We start from the raw sequence: 24,496 nt of genomic DNA on the forward strand, positions 1-24,496 counted from the left end.
AAACTTAATCCAACCATGGTTCAGGATTTAATTTTGTCCGTTCTTTCCATATCTGGAAATGGAGGATGGTGGTATTGTTATCTTCGGTATCGGTATATATTTTGCCAATGGACTGACGTGTTTTAACCTGGTCTCCGGCTTTAACGTATACCTGGCTTAAATTGCTATAGACCGTCAGATAATTACCATGTCGGATGATGACGGAGTTGTTGTATCCCGGTACGACAAAGACACGGGTGACGACTCCGTTGAAAACCGTTTGGGCATCAGTGCCCGGAGTTGTTTGAATATCAATCCCATTATTATTCGTGCGGACATAACGTAGCTCCTGATGTTGTTGTTCGCCGAAATGAGCTACAATCAGATAATGGCCGGTCAGTGGGAAAGGAAGACGTCCTTTGTTACTGGCAAAATCGGCGGCCAGTTGGCGTTCTGCTTTTGTCATGGCGTACCCTCCGGTGACATCGGCCACACGTTCCTCTTCACGCGGTGCTGTGGGTGTTTCTTTACCTTCCTCTGCTGCTTTCTGGGCGGCACGTCTGGCTCGTTCACGTTCTGCTTTGGCTTCCGCCTCTGCATCAGCGATCTCTTTGGCGATCTGACTTTCTATCTGTCGGTTCAGGGCATCTGCCTGTTTTTTCTTTTGATTCAATTCGGCTCTCAGGTCTTTTTGTTTTTTATCCAGTTCCTGAACTTCTTTCTTCTGGTTGCGTTCTTCGTCTTGTAACTTCTTGTTTTCTTCTTCGCGTTCATTTAATAATGACTGCTTCTCTTTTCTTGTTTGTTGAATCTCCTGTTGTTTGGCAAGTATCTCTTTACGTTTATCGATAATGTCGTAGGATTGTTTTTTTTGCCAATCGGCATATTCCCGCAGGTAACGCATCCGGCGGAATGATTGTGAAAAATTATCAGCAGAAAGAATGAAAAGAAGTTTGTCTTGTGAGTTACGGCGTTTGTAGATATGTTGTGCCGAAGTTTTATAATTCTCTTGTTTATTTTTTAGTTCTTTCTCCAGTTGTCCGATATCTTTTTGCAACTGGTAGATCTCTTTGTCGATCGCATTGATTTCCTGACTCAGTAGGTTGATCACTTTTTTTCGAGCCAGTAGTTGCTGTGAGAGCAGATTGAGCCTGTTTAATGAGTTGCGTGCGGTTTGGGCGGTAATCTGGAGCATCTGGTTCGTCATTTCAATGTCGGCAAGAGCCTGTTTCCGCTGTTGTTCCAGCTGCTGTAGGGTCGCAGATTGTTGTCCGAAAACGATCAGTGTCGGTAAAATAAGTATAACAATCCACAAAAACCTCCTCATTGACTATCTGTTTTTATTGAAAGCACGAATAATCTCCGCAAAGGTAATACGTTTATATTTATCAGGAATAGAAAAATCCATATTCACTGGAATATTCGTCTGTATTCGGGCAAAATTGAGTTGAATATGCCCTTTTGACAACCCTTCGGATAATACTTGTATAACCATTAACATCGGAAAAGGTTGTCCGTCGGTTATCCTGAAATCGGCGTATTCCCATTGTATCGCATGCCGCTCTTTCGCATCGGTCACAAAGGTAGACAACAGTTTTTCTTCACCGTCGACGGTAAAGGTATATGTTAAATCCATCGCATCTTTGGTGCGGACTTCGGCTGTTGAGCCTTCTTGTTGCAATTGAAACTGACGATATTGAACCGGGGAAATCGTCTGTTGTCCGGGCAAGAACAGGTGATTGATGAAAAGCGCCTGTAGATTGTAAAAGTTGAAATCGATCGGCGTTTGCCCTTTCAGGTTGGCATAACTTTCATCTACAAAACGTTTGTTTATCCGGTCGATAATCCGGATATGTTCTTGATCCAGGATGATTCGTGCGACTTCTACCCCCAGAAAAGGTTGTATGGAAAAGATCAGCGCACTGTCTTTAACGATTTTCAGGTCGACGCGTGAACTCATTTCCGAACCTGAAAAATGAAGTTGGGCATTCACCCGTGCGGAGAGTGTTTGGAAATGAAATGCTTTTTCTTTCATTGCATCAAAAAACTCCGCATGTTCTTTGGCTGTTCCTATGTCAACGGTTCCTACTTTTTTTGTTGTCTTACAACCGGCTAGGAATATCACAGCCAGTCCGAATGATAAGATTATTTGAATACTTCTTCTTCTCATTATTCTTTGACTTCTTCTATATATCTTTCTTCTGCAATTTTGCGATCGAGCACCTCACTCTCTTTACCTAACTCTTTTGCTTTTTTCCATTGCAATACGGCTTCTTCTTTTTCTCCTGTCATAAAGAGGATATCTCCGTAGTGGTCGACTAACTCACTGCTGTTTGTCTTATCATTCTCAATCGCCCGTTTGATATAGATTTTAGCCAACGAATAATCACCTTGCACAAAGAAGATCCAACCATAAGTATCCAGGTAAGTGGCGTTGTTCGGCTCCATTTGTATGGTTTGGGCACTCATTCGCTCTGCCTTCTTCAACTCTTTTTTATCAAGCGACAGAAAGTAGCTGTAGTTATTCAATACGGCAATATTCTTTTCGTTAAACTTTAGGGCCTCGTCATACGTTTCATAGGCTTTATCCATCTGTCCCATCTGATAATAGATATCACCTATTTGCCCGTAGAAATCGGACTTAAGCGCAGGATTCTCAGTCGGAATGATTGCTATTCCGGCATAATAGGTATCTAACGCTTTCTGGTACTCTTCTTGTTGGTAGTAGGCAATACCCAGATAAAAATAATATTCGGGTGAATCAGGGAATAATTCCATACACGTTTGACAAATCCGGATCACTTCCGGAATATCTTCAGAACGCAAAGCCATATTCAATAGTTGTTGCCAGGCAGAAGCATTTCCCGGCTCCATTTCCGTTACCAGCTGGAACTGAAATTTGGCCTCTTCACTTTTTCCTTGCGAGTTCAATAGATTTCCATACATCATTTTCAGATCGGTATCTTCCGGATGTTGCTCCAATAGGATCTCAAATAGCGAGTTACCACTACCCAACTCTTGTTGTGTCTGTTGTAATCTGACCAGATAACGGGATAAAATATTCAGTTTGGTCTCGATATCCAGATTCTCGTTCACCAACGCGTTGTGTATTTGTGTCTCGGCTAAACTCTTATCTCCAATAACCTCATAATAATTGGCCATAGAGACAATATAATAGGGATTGGCCGGATCAATTTCTTTGGCCTTATTATAGCAGACTAAGGCTTTTTCTGGCGCATTGTTTTCCAGATGCAAGTCGCCCATCATAATCTGATAGCGCGATTCCATGGGGTATTTTACGGCCAGTTTTTCGATCTCCTTAAACGCATTCTCTTTTTCGTCTAAACGAATGAACAGCTGAAACTTTTGCATGGTCAACGATTCATTCATCCCCATAATCGATTCCAGCGTATCGAATGCTTCGATCGCTTTCACAATTTCACCGGATTGAGCCAGTGATTCCGCCAGATAATAGTTCAATTCATATTTTCCGGGATATTGTTTGACTAATTCTTCAAACTCTTCGGCCGCTTCTCCATACATTCCCATATTACGTGAAATACTGGCCAGCGCCATCCGGTATGTATAATTGGCCGGATCATGAGATACCGCTTGTCGCAACATCTCTATCGATTTCTCCGGACGATTCAGTTGAAGATAAAAAGAGGATAGTTCGAAAAGAACAGGAGCCGCTGTCGAGTCAATGGCCAGGCAATGAGTAAACGCATCAAAAGCTGCGTCATATTTTTCGGCAGCTTTCAGATTCAATCCCTCATAAAAGAAGTAATCGAACTTGCGTTGTTCTTTAGCGGATAGTTTCCCCAGATCAGCCGGTGTCTCTTTTTCTATCCCTGTTGCGTAAACAGGGTTTATTGAGAGACAAAATAAGGCAATAATGAAATATTTATATGTATGAATCATTCTGAAAGAATCTCTCTACTTTTTTCCTGTATGACCGAATCCGCCTGCACCTCGCTCTGTCTCATCTAAGATCTCTACCTGTTCCCACTGTACGTGACTGTGCGTGGTAATGACCATCTGACAAATCCGTTCGCCATCATTCACGGTGAACGCTTCAGCTGATAGATTCACAAGAATAATACCGATCTCTCCCCGGTAATCCGCATCGATGGTACCGGGAGTATTCAGTAAAGAAATACCGTGTTTGAGGGCTAAGCCGCTGCGCGGACGCATTTGAGCTTCGTAGCCTTCCGGAAGTGAAAGGTATAAACCGGTAGGGATCAGTTTGCGTTCCAACGGTTTTAAAACGACCGGTTCAGATAAATTGGCACGGATATCCATACCGGCCGACAAAGGGGTCGCATACTCTGGCAACGGATGATGCGATTTATTGACAATCTTAACTTTCATAGGTTATTATTCTATTTCTCTATAGCTATTTTGAATACGAAGATAGTACAAATATTAATTCTTCCAGTCTCCGTTCTTTTTTATTAACTCAACTAAACGTTCTACAGCTTCTTCCTCGGGGATGTTTTTCAGGATACATCTTTTCCCTTTGTATAGGCTGATACGTCCTCTTCCTGCACCCACATACCCATAGTCGGCATCGGCCATTTCTCCCGGGCCGTTTACAATACATCCCATAATGCCTATTTTCAACCCTTTGAGGTGTGACGTTGCTTTTTTCACTTTGGCAATAGTCTCCTGTAGGTTGAATAAGGTTCTGCCACAACCGGGGCAGGAGATGTATTCCGTTTTACTGATCCGGACACGAGCCGCTTGTAGAATACCAAACATACAACTATCGATGAATCTGTTTTTGCTTTTTTCGTTGTATAACATAAGCCCATCCCCAAAACCATCCAACAATAACGTGCCTAAATCGATTCCCGCTTTAATCTGTAACGATTCCATATCTGTTTCGTGGTAATCTCTCTGGAGAATAACCGGTACGTCACAACCGGCAATCATCAACTTATGCATCGCCGCGCGTTGTTCTCCCACTCCGTTTATATGGTGCGTACTGAGTACGACTACAGCCGATTGGTCGTTTTTCAACAGTTCCAGCATCTGGTCGTTCAGATCGGCCAACGTTAATCGGATAAATTTAAGTGCGGCATGAAAAGCAGCCATTTCTTTGAACTCAGAAGCGATAAAGAAAGGATATACATTCGGACTGTTTTTCCAAAAAGCAGCGTCAACCAGTAAAGACAGATTATCCGGCAGATTATCCGGATCTTCCTGTCCGATGTAGATATAATCAGGCAGACAGGAATGATCGAATTCGTAGTCGTCGTTTGTCCGGTCGGAGATCACCACAGGAGGCTGCCCTCCACCGATATTTTTTACTTTCCGGCTTTTTCTGCGACTGGGTTTGATGGGATCGTATCCGGGAAATGATTCGGCAATAATAGGGGAATGACCTTCACGTTCACGGATATAATTGACCAGTTTACGGGCAACAGGCATTTCCGCCTCCGGCTCTTCGCTTAAGGAGACCCGGATGGTATCCCCAATCCCATCCGACAGTAAAGCACCGATCCCAACAGCACTTTTTATACGCCCGTCTTCTCCGTCTCCTGCTTCAGTCACGCCCAGATGAAGTGGGAATGGCATCCCTTCCGTAGCCATCGTTTGAATCAGTAAACGGACTGTTTGCACCATAATCACCGTATTGGACGCTTTAATCGAAATCACAACATCCGTAAAATCCTCCTCCACACAGATCCGAAGAAATTCCATACACGAAGCAACCATGCCTTCGGGTGTATCTCCATACCGGCTCATAATCCGATCGGATAGTGAACCGTGATTGACTCCGATACGGATTGCTGTTCCCTGTTTTTTACAGATATTCAGGAACGGCACAAAACGCGCTCTGATCTTTTCGATCTCTTCACAATACTCATCATCGGTATATTCCAGTAGGTCGAACGTTTTCACGCGATCGACATAATTCCCCGGATTGATACGCACCTTATCCACCGTTGTTGCAGCCACATCGGCCGCTTTTGGGTTGAAATGGATATCCGCAACAAGCGGAGTGATGAATCTTCGCTGATTAAGCCCTTCCCTGATCGTCTTGAGATTATGCGCTTCGCGTTCTCCTTGCGCTGTAAAACGAATATATTCGGCACCAGCCTCTATCATCCGTATCGCTTGGTGTATAGCCGCTTCGGTATCCATCGTCGACACATTCGCCATCGACTGGATACGTATGGGGTATTTGCCTCCCATGGGTGTATGACCTATATGGACAATGGATGAGAGACGTCGTTTGTAATTGAACATGGAACTAATTATTGTCAAGAAACACTCTTCTTTATTTGCATCAAAGGTACCTAAAAAAGGAGAATAATGAGTAAATGACTTAGTCTTTTGAGTGTTTAGCGTATTAAGGATGTGTATAAAGTAAAGGTGTATCAAAAGCCTCTTTTAATATCTCTTGATTGGAAGTATAATACATGATATAGAATTTTCCATCCATTTGCTGGAGGGGTATTTTTTCTCCTTCGCACCAATAATAATCGGTTGAATCGTCAGTTGCTTTATTCAGATAATCATCATTCTCTTTACTGCAAGCCGAGGCAAAGATGAGTAACAGAAAGAATAAGGGCTTTAATCGTTGTTTCATTTTTATAAAGTTTTATTCTGTTAATCATTAAATAGATAAGAATATGCAATTGTTAATCTCAATCAAAACCAGTTCCACCTACCGTACTCGGTTCAGCTGCTTCAAACAGTCCACTGCTGTAAAACAGGTTTGCCATTTGCAGAGAATTTCCTTTCGATTGGTTGGTGCAAACCAGAATAAACCAATCTGGGGAAAATCGATCTCTGCCTATGATCTCCACCCCATTTACTTTGGCCAACTTTTTTAATTGTTTTAGTTTGGTACCGCTTTTAAACTTGACAAAGAACTTTTCTGTAACGCCTATCTCCATATTTTTCAATCGTTCATTAATCAGATAGTAATTTCCCCAGTAAATCGTAGAAGCTAATATATCGGCACATTTTTCATAGTCTCCTTCAATGGTTTCCGTCTTGAAATTGGTGTATTTCCACGCAGCCGGACCACTCATGTCACAACTGTAACTCGAATGGTTTTTCCATTCAAAGCTATCCTTCGCTTCAAGTGTGACTCCCACTTTGGCAAATGCTTCTTTTAATCGTTCTTGATCAGCCGTGTAATACATCACATAGAATCTATCTTTTATAGGTAGAAGAGGAATCTGTCTATCTCCGCCCCAGTAATAATCTGTAGAATCATCTGTTGCCCTCTCCAGATAATCTTCATTCTCTTTCTCACAGGCTGGTAGAAGGATTAATAACAATAGGGATAGGATGCTTAAGCGCGTTTTCATTTTTAAGAGTTTTAAATTGTAGATAATCTATTCTCAAATAGGGATCGTATGTCGCACACACCTTACGTTCTATTTTAGAAAACTAAATTTGATCTGGTAATTGATTGGTTTTGAAACAAAAATATTTTTCTTTTTTTTAATGTGCAAGTTTTATAGAATAAAAATTAGGATAGCTTTTATTGAAGTGTAGAATGAATTTGTTTGTTCTTCCTCTCTTGTGGATAGAGGATTTTTATCTTTTATTTAATTGCCATGAGTTTTGATATAAAACATGAGGTTTAAATGGAAAAAATGTGAAGATGTAAACGTAGCGACCAGTACTATCTTGGCTCCTCTCCTGGCCAGGAGAGGGGTACCGCCGTTTGCGGGGGTGGAGAGGTTGTGTTTTGGGGTTAAATATCTATTGCTAAAATACTTGCAACACTATCAACCACTCCACCGCTGCGGGGCAGCGGTCCCCCTCGCCTGTCCAGGCAAGGAGTAGAGAATGTCCACTTGCTAATTTTGAAATCTTCCAATCTTACACCAATTAAAGATTATTTTATATCACGTTAATGTAAGTATTCCATGAACGAACCCAAACAAAACCCATCACGTCGCTGTCGGTTTATTTGAGGCATTAGAAACACTTTTTTGTTAGAGGTACCTCTAAATTGTTTTACACCTACCTCTAAACGGATTTAGACGTACCTCTAAATTATTTTAGACGTACCTCTAACAGAAAACGGAGGTAGGTGTAACAAAAAAACAGTCCGAATGATGTTTTTATAGCCTTAGGATGATGTTGAAAAAGGATGTGATTATTGCAGATTGTTTTATTGTATCCGGATACTCACAGAAGCCTCCTGTAAATGATCCGTATTTACTTTTACGTTAAGCGTACCTTTTTCTCCATTATTTTGAACGACTACAAGCGCTTTCCCGTTAAACAGATGTCTTTCCGGTTTTTTCAGACTGATGGAATCATTCTGATCGCCATTGTCTGTGCCGGCGATAAAGCCGTTGCCTTCGACAGAGAAACGCAGGAGTTGGTTGGCGTGCGGTACCAGATTGCCGTCTTTATCTACCGCTTCAACGGTGATGAAGGAGAGGTCGGTTCCGTCTGCCTGAATGGTCGAACGGTCGGGGGTTAATACCAAGCGATCGACCTCGCCTGCCGTATGTATCTCGCGGGTCATAATCTCTTGACCGTTTTTGCGGGATACCGCCTTCAGTGTTCCGGGAGTAAACGGTACGCGCCAGGAGACGTGGAAAGCCGTGTCGGTTTTACTTTTTGTGCCTAAACTTTTCCCGTTGAGAAATAGTTCGACCTCGTCGGCTTGGTTGTAATACGCCCAGATGTCCACTTCTTCTCCTTCCGACCAGTTCCAATGGGGGAAGAGATGAAGGGTCGTTTGCTCGGTCCATTCACTTTGATACATATAGTATACATCTTTGGGGAATCCGGCCAGATCGACCACTCCAAAGAAACTGCTGCGGCTTGGCCAGCCATAAGGGGTTGGTTCGCCCAGGTAATCGAAACCGGTCCAAATGAATAATCCGGAGACATGGGGGAGGCGTTTTACTTCACGCCAGGTCGTTTCATGCGTTGATCCCCAGGGTACATGACAATTGTCGTAAGCCGAACAAACATGTACCGGCAGATCGAATGGGATATCCCACCGGTCGGGTCGAATATAGGTCTGATCGGAAGGCATTTCGTAATATCCTCTGGTCATTAAACCGGAAGTCGATTCACTTACGATAAAGTTTTTACCGGGGAAATTTTCAGGAAATGGCTCGAATGATTCGTGGTGATAGTTGAAGCCATAAACATCCAGAACGTTTGCCCGGAAAAGGTGATTGCCCGGACTGACTTCATTATTCCCAGCTGTAACTACCCGGGTGGTATCTAGTCCTTTTACAATGTTAGTAAGCGTATGGGTGATCAGCGATTGTACCGACATTGTTGTATCTTCAAGCAGTGCCGGGTCAATGGCATGCCCGGCGTTCAGGATCAGATTGGCTTCTTGCAGGCTTAATGTGTCGGCAGCTGCATGGGTCCATTGTTCGAGTACTTCATTTCCGATGCTCCACATAAAGAGCGACGCATGATTCCGATCGCGTAAGATCTGATCTTTCAGATCGCGTTCATGCCATGCATCAAAGTATTGGGCATAATCGTAACGGGATTTGCGGCGACGCCACATATCAAAGGTCTCATCCTGTACCAGTATGCCCATCCTGTCACAAATCGCCAGAAGCTCGGGTGCAGGTGGATTATGGCTGGTACGAATTGCATTGACGCCCATCGCTTTCATGATTTCCATTTGTCGTTCAAGGGCACGTTCGTTGATTGCCGCTCCCAAACAACCCAGATCGTGATGCATACATACACCAAGTATTTTAGTCGGTTTCCCGTTTAAATAGAATCCCGTTTCCGGATCCCAGTGAAAACTCCTTACCCCAAAGGTAGTTTCATAGGTGTCGGTCAATTGATTGTTTACTTTCACTTCTGTCACAGCCGTATATAAGTGTGGATTCTCCAGACTCCATAGTATGGGGTTTTTAATCGCTGTGTTTTGTTTCAATAATGTCGTTTCACCTTGAGGGAGTTGGATGGTGTTTATACATTGTGCAACAACCTGTCCGGATTGGTTTTTTATTGATGTTTTCAGTTCGGCTTCGGTTGGTTCCGCGAGGTTTTTAAGTGTTGTTTCGATATGTACCACTGCCTTTTCAACATCGATCTCGGGTGTAGTGATATAGGTACCCCAATGATCGACATGTCTTTTCCCGGTTTTCACTAACCAGACATTCCGGTAAATACCAGAGCCGGAATACCAGCGCGAATTGGGCTGCTCTGAATTATTTGCCTGTACCACCAACACATTTTCTTTTGATCCGAAATGCAGATAAGGGGTTAAATCATAACGAAAAGAGATATACCCGTTCGGACGGAATCCTAATAAATGTCCATTTATCCACACTTTGCTGTTGCAGTAAACGCCATCGAAATCGATATAGATCATTTTCTCTTTATCGGCTTCAGCCAGTTTGAAATGTTTGCGGTACCATCCGTTTCCGCCGGGGAGTGCACCTCCTCCGGGAGTAGCAGGGTAGGAGGCCGAAAAATCAGCTTCAATACTCCAGTCGTGCGGCAGGTCTAATATACGCCAGTCTGAATCATCCAGTTCAGGCGCAGATGGTTCGGTTGGCTCTTCGATTAAAGCGAAACGCCAATCAACATTCAATAAGATGCGTTCGCGCCCTTCTCTGTTGGCCGTGTTGCAGGCCGTAGATAATCCGAGAAAAAGAGAGGCTGTAAGCGCAAATTTCAGTAATGTCACTAATTTCATGATTGTGGAATGTTTATGGGATGCAATTGATAAAAGTCTGTTAGAACGTTTCTGTCGGATCAGGGATTACTTTTTCCATAATAAGCTGATGCCGGCATTGAACCCCGTTCTCAAAAATCGGTTCTTTGTAGTGATGTACGAAGTAGTTGTATTCAACATTTTTCAGGTCAAACCCTTCCTGCTGGTAGAGCATAAATGGACCGGGAGCGGAAGTGCCGGTACGGATAATCAACCGGGTGATATATGCTGTCGCAGCCCATTGATTGGTTATGTATCGTAACAGTTTACGGGCAATTCCCCGGCGCTGAAAAGATTCGTCTACGGCCAGATTCATAATTTCAGCTGTTTTCTCTGATTGTTTTTGAACGACAATAACCCCAACTGTTTGCCCATTGAGTGTGGCAACAAAGCAGTCTGAATTTTTTAGGTATCCATCCACTTTCTCTTGCTCGGGATCTGCCAGTAGAAGTAGCGGATAAGGGTATGATGTTGCCGGTTTGATTTCGACCTCTTTATGCGCCACGATTTCGATCAGGTTGCCGTCCGGATCCAGTACGCTTCCCTCATAGAATCCGTCTCCCGTAAAGCGAGGTGTTGAGGGAATAGACAGACCTGCTTCACTGAACTTGTCGATCAGGTGATCTACCGCTTCCTTGGAACAGACCGAGAAAGCGATATGGGTAAAGCCAATACGATTGTCGGGAAAAGAGGCCGTGATATCCGTTCGTTGCATGATCTCCAATGCAATACCGTTGTCGAATGTGATGAAATACGAGGCAAATCCTTTTGTCGGATTGACATATTTCTCGTTGCTTTTTCCGTTGAACCAGGTGATGTAAAATGTTCTGGAGCGCTCCAGATCGGTAGTCCAGAGCGCGATATGTGTTAGTTGCATAAAAAATCAATTACATATTTGGCAACCGGCACACCGGGCCAGTTCACCTCTGAATCGTTTTTCCACCAAAGCTTGCAAACGGTCTTTTAACACATCCAGGCGTACATGTTCAACGACATCTGCTGTAAAAGCCACACTGAGCAACATCCGGGCTTCTTCTTTGGGGATTCCTCTGCTCTGCATATAAAACAAGGCGTTTTCGTCGAGTTGTCCGGTAGTCATACCGTGCGAACATTTCACATCATCGGCATAGATCTCCAGTTGAGGTTTGCTATGCATTTGTGCTTCAGCAGTCATACAGAGATTGCGGTTTGTCTGATATGCTTCTGTTTTTTGGGCATCTTGTTCGACCAGTATGCGACCGCTGAATACACCGATGGCCTGATCATCCAGTACATTCTTAAACAGTTCGGTGCTTGTACAATGCGGAACAGCATGCGTAATATGACTATATGTATCTACCTGCTGTTTTTTATCGAGCACCGACATCCCGCAAAGAGTCGTTTCCGCATTTTCTCCGTTCAGGTCTATATAGTAATTGTTTCGTGTCAATCCGTTATTCAATGTAATGCCATTGATCAATACGTTCGAGGAGGCTTCCTGTCTAACGTGTACGGAAGAAAAGCGGGTCGTAGAGATCGTACTCTCTTCCAGGTCGTAATAGTCAAAATATGCACCTTCTGCGGCGAAAATCTCAATGACTTGTGTACTTAGGAATTGAACTTCATCAACACTGTGGTCGCAGACCAGGAGTTTGGCCTCCGAATGTGCTTCCATAATGATCAATATCCGTCGGTTGGCCATGGTATGCACATCGCTTCTGAAAATATTGATCAGTTGTATCGGACGTTCTACTTTGATGTTTTTAGGAACATAGATCACGAATCCGTCTTGAGCCAGCAATGTATTCAAGGCAATAATGCCATCTTTTTCGCTGGATGCCGCTTGGCCATAATAGCGGCCAGCTATATCGGGATGCAGTTCGGCAAACCGCTTCAACCCTCCGGCAAATACGCCTTCCGGTAGATTCCCTTTGGGTTGTCCTCCTTCGTAAAAGGAATCGTTTACAATAAAGTAGAGCGATGTGCTTAGATTGGGCACATCACACCTGAACACATCGTAGGGATTAACTGGTATATCGACACGGTTAATATTAATGCCGTAATCCGTATTAAATGCTTGTGCGACATCGGTGTATTTATAATCTTCGTTTTTAGAGGTCGGAAAACCAAGTTGTTCGAAGTCGGTGAGCGCTTTATCTCTTAATGCATTCATAATAGGTGCACTATGACGACAGACCAGGTCTTTGTGTTTGTTGTAGAGATCAATATATTGTTGTTCTGCTTTCATGTTTCTTAATGATTAATTATGAATGTTTAATGATTAATTGTCTAATGATCAACGTTTTTTAATCATTAAACATTAATCATTCATTATCGTTTTCTTTCAGCCAATCATACCCTTTTTCTTCTAACTCCAGAGCAAGTTCCGGACCGGCTGATTTGACAATACGGCCTTTGTAAAGGACATGGACAATATCGGGTTTGATGTAATCCAATAAGCGTTGGTAATGTGTAATAACGATAGCTGCATTCTGAGGGGTTTTCAATTGATTTACCCCGTTGGCAACGATCCGGAGTGCATCGATGTCGAGGCCGCTATCTGTTTCATCGAGAATGGCTAACGTCGGTTCCAGCATCGCCATCTGAAAAATTTCATTCCGTTTTTTTTCTCCTCCCGAAAAACCTTCATTCACGCTGCGACTGGCCAGTTTATTGTCCATTTCGACGATGGCACGTTTTTCGCGCATCAACTTCAGGAAATCGGTTGCTGACAGTGGAGGAAGGTTTTTATATTTGCGGTGTTCGTTTAATGCCGCACGCATAAAATTAACCATACTGACTCCGGGAATCTCTACCGGATACTGAAAGCTGAGGAAAATACCTTCACGGCTTCGCTCTTCCGGTTCCAGTTCCAACAGATTTTTTCCTTGATACCAGACTTCTCCTTCGGTGACTTCGAAGGCCGGATTGCCAACTAATACACTACTTAACGTACTTTTTCCGGACCCATTTGGTCCCATGATCGCATGGATTTCACCTGCTTTAACGGTGAGGTCGATCCCTTTCAATATCTCTTTGCCATTGATGGTGGCGTGTAAATTCTTTATATCTAATAACATGTTATGTAATTGTTAATGTTTAATGATTAATGATTAATCCCTTTTTTGTAATCAACCATTAACCATTCATCATTCATAATTAAACATTATTTTATCCGACGCTTCCTTCTAAGGAAATACTCAGGAGTTTTTGCGCTTCAACAGCAAACTCCATAGGGAGCTTGTTCATGACTTCTTTGGCGTAACCGTTGACAATCAGACCAACGGCCTCTTCTACAGAGATTCCTCGTTGTTGGCAGTAGAACAGTTGCTCTTCGCTGATTTTGCTGGTTGTTGCTTCATGTTCAACGATAGCCGTCTCGTTTTGTATATCGACATACGGAAAAGTATGCGCACCACTGGTTGAACTTAATAAAAGGCTGTCGCATTGGCTATGGTTACGGGCGCCCGTTGCGCGTGAAGCGACTTTCACCAATCCGCGATAACTGTTTTGACTATGTCCGGCTGAAATTCCTTTGGAAACGATTGTACTTCTGGTATTCTTCCCTAAATGGATCATTTTGGTTCCGGTGTCGGCCTGCTGGTAGTTATTGGTCACAGCAACGGAGTAGAACTCCCCAACAGAGTTGTCTCCGGCAAGTATACAGCTTGGATATTTCCAGGTGACGGCAGAACCGGTCTCTACTTGTGTCCACGAAATTTTACTTCCTTCTCCTTTACATAATCCGCGTTTGGTCACGAAGTTGTATATACCTCCTTTTCCCTCTTTGTCTCCGGGGTACCAGTTCTGAACGGTCGAGTATTTGACCTCGGCACGTTCCATGGCAATGATTTCTACGATAGCAGCATGCAGTTGGTTCTCATCACGCATAGGTGCTGTACATCCTTCCAGATAACTCACATACGATTCATCATCGGCCACAATCAAAGTCCGTTCGAATTGTCCCGTATTGGCCGCATTGATGCGGAAATAGGTGCTTAATTCCATCGGTGCCCGGACTCCTTTGGGGATATACACAAAAGAACCGTCGGAAAAGACAGCCGAGTTGAGAGCGGCAAAAAAGTTGTCGCGGTAGCTGACAACACTTCCCATATATTTTTGTACCAGATCGGGATAATTCTGAACAGCTTCACTGAATGAACAGAAGATAATCCCTTTTTCGGCCAGTACCTCTTTGAAGGTTGTTTTTACGGATACACTATCCATCACAGCATCTACAGCCATTCCTGCCAGTTGTGCCCGTTCATGTAATGGGATGCCCAATTTATCAAATGTTTTTAATAACTCAGGGTCTACCTCGTCCATACTTTTGGGTCCCTCTTTCTTTTTAGGAGCAGCATAATAAATGATCTCCTGATAATCAATAGGGGGAATGTCGAGATGTGCCCATGTGGGCATTTCCAGTGTTTGCCAATGACGAAAGGCGTTTAGTCTGAATTCAAGCAGCCAGTCCGGTTCATTCTTTTTGGCAGATATGATACGGACAGTCTGTTCATCCAATCCGCGGCGAATAGTTTCCGTTTCGATATCAGTAACAAAACCGTATTTATAATCATTCGTTGTTACTTCGTTAATAATGGCATTTGAGTCTTGCATAGTTATACTTTGTTCTACTGAGTCGCTCATTCTCCTAATGCGAATAAGTTATGGGGAAAAACAGTCGGTATAATCTCTTTTATCGGATAATAGAGGCGTGATTCCATTTTCGTATGCATAGGGATCAATGTAGAACTCGTATCTATCAGCTCGAATAAATTGAAACAGAGGCTGGCGAAAAGGGCCATGACGATAACCCCAAAAAAAGCGCCTGCCAGATGGTTCAATACACTCAAGGGAGTCGCACCGATCACTCGGTGAATAATTTCTCCGGCTACTAATATTACGGTAATCACGATGATGAATCCGAGTATATAACTAATAATGGACACCCAGCTTTCGGAGAACCAATCTAAAGCGATGATATATCCTTTTAGCCAGGCTGCCGCTTTCCCACATAAGATAATCCCAATGATCAGGGCAATAAGCGAAATAACCTGTTTGATGATTCCATCAAACAGGCCTTTCATTAATCCTATTACTGCCAGACACAATAATATGATGTCTAACCAGTTCATATTTATAGTGTTTTCTTGATTTCCGTTTCTTCGTATGCTTCAATAATATCGCCGACCTGAATATCGTTGAAATTTTTGATATTCAAACCACAATCTTGTCCGGATACGACCTCTTTCGCATCATCTTTAAAACGTTTCAGCGATTCCAGTTCTCCTGAATGGATCACGATACCGTCGCGGATCAGGCGCACTTTATTGGTACGTTTGATTTTACCTTCCCGTACCATACATCCGGCAATTGTTCCGACTTTGGTAATCTTGAATACCTGAAGTACTTCCACATTGGCAGTAATCTCTTCCCTGATTTCCGGAGAGAGCATCCCTTCCATTGCACTTTTCACCTCTTCAATCGCATCGTAGATGATCGAATACAGACGGATTTCAACTCCGTCCTTTTCTGCATTTCTACGTGCAGCCACTGAAGGACGTACCTGGAATCCGATGATAATTGCATTGGAAGCAGCGGCAAGCACCACATCCGATTCGGAGATTTGTCCGACAGCTTTGTGAATCACATTGACCTGGATCTCTTCGGTCGACAAGCGAATCAAAGAATCCGATAATGCTTCCACAGAACCGTCAACGTCACCTTTAACAATCACATTCAATTCCTGGAAATTTCCAACAGCAATACGGCGGCCGATATCGTCGAGCGTCAACATCTTTTGAGTACGCAGTCCGAGTTCGCGTTGCAATTGTTCACGACGTGTAGCAATTTCGCGAGCCTCCTGATCTGTTTCCAATACATTAAACGTATCACCGGCCTGAGGCGCTCCGTTGAGACCGAGAATAAGTACCGGTTCGGACGGTCCCGCCTTTTCAACCCGTTGATTACGTTCGTTGAACATCGCTTTGATGCGGCCGTAATGTGTTCCGGCCAGTACGATATCACCCATTTTCAAGGTGCCGTTTTCTACCAGTATCGTAGAGACATATCCACGTCCTTTATCCAGTGTCGATTCAATGATCGAGCCGACAGCCCGTTTTTGAGGATTGGCTTTGAGATCGAGTAGATCAGCTTCGAGTAATACTTTCTCCAATAACTCCTCTACGCCGACTCCTTTTTTAGCCGATATTTCCTGACTTTGATACTTACCACCCCAATCTTCAACGAGGTAGTTCATATTGGCCAGTTCCTCTTTAATCTTCTCCGGATTGGCACTTGGTTTGTCGATCTTATTGATCGCAAATACAATAGGAACACCTGCTGCCGAGGCATGATTGATCGCTTCGATCGTTTGTGGCATCACATTGTCGTCTGCTGCTACTATAATGATCGCGAGATCGGTCACTTTGGCTCCACGTGCACGCATCGCCGTAAAGGCTTCGTGACCTGGGGTGTCGAGGAAGGTGATACGTCTGCCGCTGGATAGTTTTACGTTATATGCTCCGATATGCTGCGTGATACCTCCGGCTTCACCGGCGATCACATTGGCATTACGGATGTTGTCGAGTAATGATGTTTTACCATGGTCGACATGTCCCATAACTGTTACAATCGGCGGACGTGCTATCCAATCTTCTTCATTATCTATTTCGTCGTCTTTGATCGCTTCGACAACCTCTGCACTGACATATTCGGTTTTAAAACCGAACTCATCTGCTACAATATTAATTGTCTCTGCATCCAGACGCTGATTGATCGAAACCATGATGCCTATACTCATACAGGTCGCAATAACCTGTGTGACCGGAACGTTCATCATATTGGCCAAGTCATTAGCCGTAACGAATTCGGTCAGTTTAAGTACTTTGCTTTCCTGTTCTTCCTGAGCGAGTAATTCATTTTCGCGTTTGACTGCAGCATCACGTTTATCCCGGCGATATTTAGCACCTTTCCCTTTATTTCCTTTATTGGTCAGACGCGCTAACGTCTCTTTAATTTGCTTTTGAACATCCTCATCGCTGACTTCGGCTTTCACCGGTTTTTTCAGACGCGACTTCCGGTTGTCATCTCTGTTGGCGGCCGGACGCTGGATGTTTGTACCAGGTGTATTATTGATGTCGATACGATCTTTTTTGATCCGTTTCCGTTTTTTCTTGGCATCTCCATCTCCGCCAGCAGCAGGAGTGGTCGAAGATTGTCCGTCTTGTTTCCCTGCAGGATGGCTTTTAAACGGTCCGCCTTGTCCGGCCGGTTTACTGCCGGTCTGTTTATTTTTTTCGTCACGTTCTTTACGCTTCTCTTCTTTGGTCTTTTTCTTAGGCCTTGTCGACTGGTTGATTGAGGTCAGGTCTATCTTACCGGTCACCTTTATATGCGATTCGAACTTTGGCGTTTTTAAACGAAATGGCGTATCATCCTGACGCTCTTCTGCGGTCACTACTTCTTCTGTCGTTGTCGTTGATTTTGAAGTCTCTGTTTCAGGTTTTTCAGCCTCAATAGTTGCTTTCACTTTAGGACTTTCTGCTATATTAATGTTTGCTTTATCTTCTTCTTTCGGAGCAGGTTTTTGTATGGCCGGCTCTTCGGAAACAGGCTTAACCTTGTCGATTTTCTTTTCGACAGGTTGAATCACCTCAGGTTCTTTCTTTTCTTCAACAACAACTTCTTCTTCCTGGATTTTTTTAGGCTGCTCATCTAAGTCGATATGGCCTTTTGTTATGATTTTAGGTTTAAGATCTTCCGGTATTTCCGTTTTGATCTCTTCCTTTTTTTCAGATTTAGGCTGAACAGGTTCTTTTTTAGGAGGGGCTGGGGATGTGATCTGACGGTCTTTTTCCGGTAGATCTTTCCCAAACTCTTTTACGAGCAAAGCATACTCTTCATCACTGATCCGCGTATTGGGATTATCCTCAATCGTGTGACCGTTTTTGTGCAGAAACTCAACAACGGTGTTGATCCCTACGTTTAATTTTCGTTGTACTTGTATTAATTTAATAGGCATATCTAACTTTGTCGTAATACTTATTCGTTTTCTTCGTCTTCAAATTCCGCAGCTAAGATAGCAATAAGATCATCCGCTGTCTGTTCTTCCAGATCGGCACGCTCGATAATTTCATTTCTATCCATTCCCAATACAGCTTTTGCAGTATAACAGCCAATATTTTTCAACGCTTCAATTACCCAAGCATCAATTTCATCTGCAAATTCATCCAAGTAGATATCCTCTTCATCAGCTCCATCGATATCGCGGAATACATCTATGGTATATTCTGTTAGCATACATGCTAATTTGATATTCAATCCTCCTTTACCAATAGCCAAGGAGACTTCTTCCGGGCGGAGGTATACTTCAGCTTTTCGTTCTTCTTCATTGATCCGGATCGAAGAGACTTTAGCCGGACTTAATGCCCGTTGAATGAATAAGGATACGTTTGATGTGTAATTGATTACGTCGATATTTTCGTTACGCAACTCACGAACAATACCATGAATACGTGATCCTTTCATCCCCACACAAGCCCCTACCGGGTCGATTCTGTCATCATAGGATTCTACCGCCACTTTGGCACGTTCACCCGGAATACGGGCAATTGCTTTGATGGTGATTAATCCATCGTTGATCTCAGGTACTTCCAGTTCAAACAACCGCTGAAGGAAGACCTTGTCGGTACGTGAGAGTATAATTTTCGGATTGTTATTGAAATTATCTACCCGTTGTACGATGGCACGCACGGTTTCACCTTTGCGATAGAAGTCGGAAGGTATCTGTTCCGATTTAGGAAGAAGCAACTCGTTTCCTTCATCGTCTAAGAGAAGAATCTCTTTTTTCCATACCTGATAAACGTCGGCTGCAATGATTGTACCGATACGCTCTTTATATTTAGCATATAAATTATCTTTCTGTAATTCAAGTATTTTTGAGGCTAATGTCTGGCGCAGGTTCAAAATGGCTCTACGTCCGAATTTGGCAAAATGGACTTCATCAGTGACCTCTTCTCCCACTTCACAGTCGGCATCGATGGTTCGTGCTTCCGTTAAAGTTAATTGAAGATTCGGATCTTCCAGCTCATCATCAGCGACAACAGTACGGTTTCTCCAGATTTCAAAATCCCCTTTTTCCGGGTTAATAATGACATCATAATTTTCATCAGTACCGAACATTTTGGCGATCACGTTTCGGAAAGATTCTTCCAATACGCTGATCATTGTATCTTTGTCTATGTTTTTCAACTCCTTGAATTCCGCAAGGGTATCAATCATGCTGATAGTTTCCTCTTTCTTGGCCATAGTTTTTTACTTGAATCTTATTAAGTATTTTGTATATTTTATTTCGTCAAAAGTATATGATAACTCTTCCTGTACGATGACTTTTCGTTTTGCTCCTTCAGGTTTTACTTTCTTTTCGATGGAAAGAATCACCCCCGATTCATCAGCCGATTTTAAGACTCCGGTCAGTTTGACACCGCTTTTCAGAAGCATCTCCACTTCATTGCCGACATTTTTCGTGTACTGACGTAACACTTTAAAAGGCGCAGTGATACCGGCAGATCCGACTTCTAATTCAAAGTCTTCTACATCCCGGTCGAGGTGTGCTTCGATGTGGCGACTCAATGCCACACAATCATCTATGTTTACTGCTTCATCATGATCGATCTCAACAATGATCAGGTTGCCAGGTTTTACAACGACATCAACCAAATAGTACTCAGAAGCGATTAATTTCTCTTCTACTATTTTTATAATGTTTTGTTTATCAATCATATACCTATTGTTATAACAGAAGGAGGGGACTATCGCCCCCTCCTCATCTTCTCTTAATCGAGTGCAAATATACAAAAAATCAATGATATTCCAAATCATCGGTAGATTTATATGTATGAAGAGCGAGATCTTTTTAAATTTCCCGGAACACTTTTTGTCAGCATGCTGTCTGTTTTTTTGTTACACCTACCTCTGTTTTTTGTTAGAGGTACCTCTAAATAATTTTAGACGTACCTCTAAACGGATTTAGACGTACCTCTAAATTGTTTTAGACGTACCTCTAACAGAAAAGTGTTCGTTCGATTTCAAATAAACCGACAGGGTGTTGTGAATAAATCATTACGGATTATTGCTTTTTTGCTGTGAATCAGTCGTTAAAATTGTTTGTTCGGCTTCAAAAGGAGTGCGATCGCATCGACAGGTCTCTTCCTGTTGTCTAAAGTTGTTCGCAAGTGAATCAAAAAGAGATTAACAACATCACATTATTTGTTAAAAAAAGGGTAACTCATTGTCGAAAACCGGCTTTCGTTAACAATTTTTGCTATTTTTGTTAACGCTTATGAGGTTTTCACGGCTTTTAGGTTTTTTAGTCTTTTATTTCAACCAATTTTATAAAGAAATTATCTATGTTTCATAATGCAGAAGAGGTATTATTAATAGCTTCCGTTATTCTGTTTTTAAGTATTTTCGCCGGAAAGGCCGGTTTCCGTTTCGGGCTGCCTACGCTGTTGATCTTTCTGGGTGTTGGTATGTTATTCGGGAGTGATGGGTTTGGTATTCAATTCAATGATCCGTCTATCGCTCAGTTTATAGGTATGCTGGCGCTTAGTATTATTCTCTTTTCGGGGGGGATGGATACAAAGATTTCCGAGATTAAACCGATCGCAGCCCAAGGGGTGGTTTTGGCGACGGTCGGGGTTTTGGCGACGACATTTATCACAGGAGGATTTATTTACTGGATGTCATCGTTGTTGGGCGACCATTATCTACGTATGTCATTGCCGGAGTCTCTGTTGTTGGCTGCCGTTATGTCGTCGACCGACTCAGCTTCCGTATTCTCCATTTTACGCAGTAAAGGGGTCTATCTGAAGGAGCGGCTGCGGCCGACGTTGGAACTTGAGAGTGGGAGTAATGACCCGATGGCGTATATGTTGACCTTATTGTTGATCACTTATATCCAAATGGGCGGTATGAATATTGGGGAGGCCATTTTCTCTTTAGTTGTTCAATTGGGTTTAGGTGCTTTAGCGGGATTTGTACTGGGGAAACTGACGGTTGTGATTATGAATAGGATCAATATCGATAATGCATCGTTGTATCCGATCTTATTGATGGCAATCACTTTCTTTACTTTTGCTGCGACCACGTTGTGTAAAGGAAATGGATACCTGGCGGTATATATCGCGGGGCTGGTTGTCGGTAATTCAAAAATTATTCATAAAAAAAGTATCGGAACGTTCTTTGACGGATTTACCTGGTTGTGGCAGATCGTCATGTTCTTGGCGCTGGGACTTCTGGTGAATCCGCACGAATTGCTTCCTGTGGCTCCTATCGGGTTGACTGTCGGGGTGTTCATGATTCTTTTTGCACGTCCGATCAGTGTGTTTCTCTGTCTGATTCCTTTCCGGAATTTTACAACAAAAGCGAAGTTGTATATCTCCTGGGTCGGTCTTCGTGGAGCTGTTCCGATTATTTTTGCCACCTATCCTCTGATCGCCGGAATAGAAGGGGCAAGCATTATTTTCAATGTGGTGTTCTTTATTACCATTTTGTCGTTATTGATTCAGGGCACGACCGTGACTCAGGCTGCGAAATGGCTCGGGTTGGTTGATGAGCCGGAACGTAAAGATGCTTTCGGTATCGATTTGCCAGAAGAGATAAAGAGTGCTATGAGTGAGATCGAGATCACCCCGGCGGTCTTAACGCATGGGAATAAATTGATGCAATTGACATTGCCCGACCATACGCTTGCTGTTATGGTCAAAAGGAATGGGCGTTATTTTATTCCGAAAGGGAATACAGAACTCCAGGAGAATGATAAGTTATTGATGATTTCTGACAACGATGATGCCCTGTTGCAGGCGTATGAATCACTCGGAATCACCGACTATACGATGAAGAAGAATTGATCGATTCCTGTCGAATGCGTAAAAACCTTTGGTCAAATATTCTCATCTTCAATAATTAGCTATATCTTTGCCTTCTATTATTAGGATGACGGGATGTCAAAGGAAGATGTAAAAAAAATCATAGATGTTGAACAGGTACTGCAAGAGAAGGCGCCTTCAATTGCCCGAAAACTTCCTGCTTTTGTTCTCAATTATCTGATCCGTATTCTTCACCAAGATGAGTTGAATTATATTCTCACGCATTATGAAAATGAAGATGGTGTTGATTTTATGAGTAAGTTAATCGACTATTTTGATTTGACCCTGAGTTTACACGGCGAAGAGAATCTGTCGGAAAGCGGAAGGTATCTTTTTGCCTCTAATCACCCATTAGGCGGGTTGGACGGTATTTGCCTTTCTGCTGTTCTGGGAGAGCGGTATAAAGGAAAAATCAAATACCTGGTCAATGATCTGTTGCTTTTTATTCCGAACCTTCGTTCGATATTTATTCCGATAAATAAACATGGCCGACAAGGAAAAGCGAATGCGTTGTTGACGGATGAAGCATTTGCTTCGGAGAATCAGATCATCACTTTCCCGGCCGGGTTATGCTCCAGAAAGATCAGAGGAAAAGTGGTTGATCTGGAATGGAAAAAATCATTTGTTCAAAAAGCGGTAGAGTATCAGCGAGATGTTGTGCCGGTCTATTTTGATGGAAAAAACTCGAACTTTTTTTATCGTCTGGCCAATCTGCGGAAATCGTTGGGCGTAAAGATGAATTATGAAATGCTCTATCTGTCGGACGAAGTATTTAAAAGTAAACATGCCGTATACCAGATTTATTTTGGAAAACCTATTCCATGGCAAACATTCGATACGAGTAAAAAACCAATAGAATGGGCCGAATGGGTCAAAGAAATTGTCTATAAATTGAAAAAATAACACACCATATATGCAGGATATCATTGCACCGATCGCACCGGAAGTTCTCAAGGCGGAGTTGACAAATGAGAAAATGCTCCGCAGTACGAATAAATCAAAAAATGAAATTTATATTGTTACTGCTCATGACTCACCGAATGTGATGCAGGAAATCGGACGTCTGCGTGAGGCCGCTTTCCGTTATTACGGAGGGGGAACGGGGTGTCCGGTCGATATTGACGAGTTTGATACGATGGAAGATGCCTATCGGCAGTTAATCGTCTGGAATCCGGAAGATGAACAGATCTTAGGCGGATATCGTTTTTTATGTGGATCGGATGTCCGGTTGGATAGTGTGGGTAAACCGATACTGGCAACCTCTCATCTGTTTAATTTCTCAGAACAGTTTATCAAAGAGTATCTGCCTTATACGGTAGAACTGGGACGTTCTTTTGTGACGTTGGAGTACCAATCTACCCGTTCAGGAGCAAAAGGTCTGTTTGTTTTAGACAACCTGTGGGATGGCTTGGGAGCCATGTCGGTGATCGATCCGGAACTCAGGTATTATTTCGGAAAAGTGACTATGTATAATACCTATAATACAGAGGCACGCAATATGATCCTTTATTTTCTGAATTTGCATTTCCCGGATCCTGAATGTCTGATCACGCCGATCTGTCCTTTGGAAACAGGTACTGACCTGGAAAAAATGAAAGCGCTTTTTCATTATGACAATTTCAAAGAGAACTACAAGGTGTTAAACCAGGAAGTTCGGAAATTCGGTATCAATGTGCCTCCTTTGGTTAGTGCCTATATGAGCCTTTCTCCTAAAATGCGCACATTCGGTACGGCCGTGAATCATGGTTTTGGTGAAGTGGAAGAGACAGGAATCTTAATCGCTATTGACGAAATCTTGGAAGACAAGAAAAAACGTCATATAGAAACGTATTTGGAAACAGAATATAAAGGAGCTGATCTGTTACGCAAACTATAAGTCGCCGGTTTATTGGTATATTCCGGAATCCTTATTACCTTAGCCTCC

General features: G+C 42.9%; 19 protein-coding genes and 1 pseudogene. 3 read left to right on the forward strand and 17 right to left on the reverse strand.

Annotated elements, in window-relative coordinates:
• Positions 1 to 4: 4 nt before the first annotated feature.
• From M2135_RS03605 to rimP, 17 genes and pseudogenes are all read right to left on the reverse strand, one after another.
• Positions 5 to 1,306: a peptidoglycan DD-metalloendopeptidase family protein gene (locus tag M2135_RS03605; RefSeq protein WP_280747232.1), complete on the reverse strand. Its 1,302-nt coding sequence runs from the start codon at positions 1,304 to 1,306 to the stop codon at positions 5 to 7.
• A gap of 3 nt (positions 1,307 to 1,309) precedes the next feature.
• Positions 1,310 to 2,149: a DUF4292 domain-containing protein gene (locus M2135_RS03610; protein ID WP_280747233.1), complete on the reverse strand. Its 840-nt coding sequence runs from the start codon at positions 2,147 to 2,149 to the stop codon at positions 1,310 to 1,312.
• Complete coding sequence (locus M2135_RS03615; RefSeq protein WP_280747235.1) at positions 2,149 to 3,900, reverse strand: tetratricopeptide repeat protein; 1,752 nt, start codon at positions 3,898 to 3,900, stop codon at positions 2,149 to 2,151. Before M2135_RS03615 ends, M2135_RS03610 begins: the two co-directional genes overlap by 1 nt.
• A gap of 15 nt (positions 3,901 to 3,915) precedes the next feature.
• Entirely contained in the window at positions 3,916 to 4,350 is a 435-nt protein-coding gene (dut, locus tag M2135_RS03620; protein ID WP_280747236.1) for a dUTP diphosphatase, read from the reverse strand.
• A gap of 54 nt (positions 4,351 to 4,404) precedes the next feature.
• On the reverse strand, positions 4,405 to 6,234 hold the full coding sequence (locus M2135_RS03625) for a 4-hydroxy-3-methylbut-2-en-1-yl diphosphate synthase (protein ID WP_280747238.1): 1,830 nt from the start codon (positions 6,232 to 6,234) through the stop codon (positions 4,405 to 4,407).
• A gap of 103 nt (positions 6,235 to 6,337) precedes the next feature.
• Positions 6,338 to 6,577 (reverse strand): hypothetical protein, encoded by a 240-nt coding sequence (locus M2135_RS03630; RefSeq protein ID WP_280747239.1) that lies wholly within the window; start codon positions 6,575 to 6,577, stop codon positions 6,338 to 6,340.
• A 58-nt stretch (positions 6,578 to 6,635) separates the two neighbouring features.
• Positions 6,636 to 7,307 carry a hypothetical protein gene (locus M2135_RS03635; protein ID WP_280747240.1) on the reverse strand — a complete coding sequence of 224 codons (672 nt, stop codon included), beginning with the start codon at positions 7,305 to 7,307 and terminating at the stop codon, positions 6,636 to 6,638.
• Between the two features lie 815 nt (positions 7,308 to 8,122).
• Positions 8,123 to 10,645: a sugar-binding domain-containing protein gene (locus M2135_RS03640; protein ID WP_280747241.1), complete on the reverse strand. Its 2,523-nt coding sequence runs from the start codon at positions 10,643 to 10,645 to the stop codon at positions 8,123 to 8,125.
• Positions 10,646 to 10,685: 40 nt separating this feature from the next.
• Entirely contained in the window at positions 10,686 to 11,168 is a 483-nt protein-coding gene (locus M2135_RS15540) for a GNAT family N-acetyltransferase (protein WP_348537104.1), read from the reverse strand.
• Positions 11,169 to 11,540 (reverse strand): annotated as a pseudogene (locus M2135_RS15545) (VOC family protein); the annotation flags it as partial.
• A gap of 6 nt (positions 11,541 to 11,546) precedes the next feature.
• Positions 11,547 to 12,890: a Fe-S cluster assembly protein SufD gene (gene sufD, locus M2135_RS03650; RefSeq protein ID WP_280747243.1), complete on the reverse strand. Its 1,344-nt coding sequence runs from the start codon at positions 12,888 to 12,890 to the stop codon at positions 11,547 to 11,549.
• Between the two features lie 76 nt (positions 12,891 to 12,966).
• Complete coding sequence (sufC, locus tag M2135_RS03655) at positions 12,967 to 13,722, reverse strand: Fe-S cluster assembly ATPase SufC (protein WP_280747244.1); 756 nt, start codon at positions 13,720 to 13,722, stop codon at positions 12,967 to 12,969.
• 91 nt (positions 13,723 to 13,813) lie between these two features.
• Positions 13,814 to 15,259 carry a Fe-S cluster assembly protein SufB gene (sufB, locus tag M2135_RS03660; RefSeq protein ID WP_280747245.1) on the reverse strand — a complete coding sequence of 482 codons (1,446 nt, stop codon included), beginning with the start codon at positions 15,257 to 15,259 and terminating at the stop codon, positions 13,814 to 13,816.
• A 26-nt stretch (positions 15,260 to 15,285) separates the two neighbouring features.
• Complete coding sequence (locus M2135_RS03665; protein ID WP_280747246.1) at positions 15,286 to 15,777, reverse strand: CvpA family protein; 492 nt, start codon at positions 15,775 to 15,777, stop codon at positions 15,286 to 15,288.
• A 2-nt stretch (positions 15,778 to 15,779) separates the two neighbouring features.
• The gene (gene infB / locus M2135_RS03670) at positions 15,780 to 18,665 is read right to left on the reverse strand and encodes a translation initiation factor IF-2 (protein ID WP_280747247.1); all 2,886 of its coding nucleotides are present in this window, start codon (positions 18,663 to 18,665) and stop codon (positions 15,780 to 15,782) included.
• A gap of 20 nt (positions 18,666 to 18,685) precedes the next feature.
• A complete protein-coding gene (gene nusA, locus M2135_RS03675; protein ID WP_280747248.1) occupies positions 18,686 to 19,951 on the reverse strand; it encodes a transcription termination factor NusA in 1,266 nt (421 codons plus the stop codon).
• 6 nt (positions 19,952 to 19,957) lie between these two features.
• Positions 19,958 to 20,425, reverse strand: coding sequence for a ribosome assembly cofactor RimP (gene rimP / locus M2135_RS03680; RefSeq protein WP_280747249.1), 468 nt, complete (start codon positions 20,423 to 20,425; stop codon positions 19,958 to 19,960).
• A 626-nt stretch (positions 20,426 to 21,051) separates the two neighbouring features.
• Here rimP and M2135_RS03685 point away from each other — a divergent pair.
• The 3 genes from M2135_RS03685 to M2135_RS03695 all read left to right on the forward strand — a co-directional run bounded on the left by M2135_RS03685 (position 21,052) and on the right by M2135_RS03695 (position 24,448).
• Positions 21,052 to 22,554 (forward strand): potassium/proton antiporter, encoded by a 1,503-nt coding sequence (locus M2135_RS03685; RefSeq protein ID WP_280747250.1) that lies wholly within the window; start codon positions 21,052 to 21,054, stop codon positions 22,552 to 22,554.
• Positions 22,555 to 22,647: 93 nt separating this feature from the next.
• Positions 22,648 to 23,475: a 1-acyl-sn-glycerol-3-phosphate acyltransferase gene (locus tag M2135_RS03690; RefSeq protein ID WP_280747251.1), complete on the forward strand. Its 828-nt coding sequence runs from the start codon at positions 22,648 to 22,650 to the stop codon at positions 23,473 to 23,475.
• Positions 23,476 to 23,485: 10 nt separating this feature from the next.
• Positions 23,486 to 24,448: a GNAT family N-acetyltransferase gene (locus tag M2135_RS03695; RefSeq protein ID WP_280747252.1), complete on the forward strand. Its 963-nt coding sequence runs from the start codon at positions 23,486 to 23,488 to the stop codon at positions 24,446 to 24,448.
• The last annotated feature ends 48 nt before the right edge of the window (positions 24,449 to 24,496 follow it).

The organism is Parabacteroides sp. PF5-9 (genome assembly GCF_029893105.1).
GTDB lineage: Bacteria > Bacteroidota > Bacteroidia > Bacteroidales > Tannerellaceae > JARXWG01.

Bases quoted from the DNA above. Each gene is read 5' to 3' on its own strand.
- M2135_RS03605 (WP_280747232.1), bottom strand. From the start codon at position 1,306: ATGAGGAGGTTTTTGTGGATTGTTATACTTATTTTACCGACACTGATC.
- M2135_RS03610 (WP_280747233.1), bottom strand. From the start codon at position 2,149: ATGAGAAGAAGAAGTATTCAAATAATCTTATCATTCGGACTGGCTGTG.
- M2135_RS03615 (WP_280747235.1), bottom strand. From the start codon at position 3,900: ATGATTCATACATATAAATATTTCATTATTGCCTTATTTTGTCTCTCA.
- dut (WP_280747236.1), bottom strand. From the start codon at position 4,350: ATGAAAGTTAAGATTGTCAATAAATCGCATCATCCGTTGCCAGAGTAT.
- M2135_RS03625 (WP_280747238.1), bottom strand. From the start codon at position 6,234: ATGTTCAATTACAAACGACGTCTCTCATCCATTGTCCATATAGGTCAT.
- M2135_RS03630 (WP_280747239.1), bottom strand. From the start codon at position 6,577: ATGAAACAACGATTAAAGCCCTTATTCTTTCTGTTACTCATCTTTGCC.
- M2135_RS03635 (WP_280747240.1), bottom strand. From the start codon at position 7,307: ATGAAAACGCGCTTAAGCATCCTATCCCTATTGTTATTAATCCTTCTA.
- M2135_RS03640 (WP_280747241.1), bottom strand. From the start codon at position 10,645: ATGAAATTAGTGACATTACTGAAATTTGCGCTTACAGCCTCTCTTTTT.
- sufD (WP_280747243.1), bottom strand. From the start codon at position 12,890: ATGAAAGCAGAACAACAATATATTGATCTCTACAACAAACACAAAGAC.
- sufC (WP_280747244.1), bottom strand. From the start codon at position 13,722: ATGTTATTAGATATAAAGAATTTACACGCCACCATCAATGGCAAAGAG.
- sufB (WP_280747245.1), bottom strand. From the start codon at position 15,259: ATGCAAGACTCAAATGCCATTATTAACGAAGTAACAACGAATGATTAT.
- M2135_RS03665 (WP_280747246.1), bottom strand. From the start codon at position 15,777: ATGAACTGGTTAGACATCATATTATTGTGTCTGGCAGTAATAGGATTA.
- infB (WP_280747247.1), bottom strand. From the start codon at position 18,665: ATGCCTATTAAATTAATACAAGTACAACGAAAATTAAACGTAGGGATC.
- nusA (WP_280747248.1), bottom strand. From the start codon at position 19,951: ATGGCCAAGAAAGAGGAAACTATCAGCATGATTGATACCCTTGCGGAA.
- rimP (WP_280747249.1), bottom strand. From the start codon at position 20,425: ATGATTGATAAACAAAACATTATAAAAATAGTAGAAGAGAAATTAATC.
- M2135_RS03685 (WP_280747250.1), top strand. From the start codon at position 21,052: ATGTTTCATAATGCAGAAGAGGTATTATTAATAGCTTCCGTTATTCTG.
- M2135_RS03690 (WP_280747251.1), top strand. From the start codon at position 22,648: ATGTCAAAGGAAGATGTAAAAAAAATCATAGATGTTGAACAGGTACTG.
- M2135_RS03695 (WP_280747252.1), top strand. From the start codon at position 23,486: ATGCAGGATATCATTGCACCGATCGCACCGGAAGTTCTCAAGGCGGAG.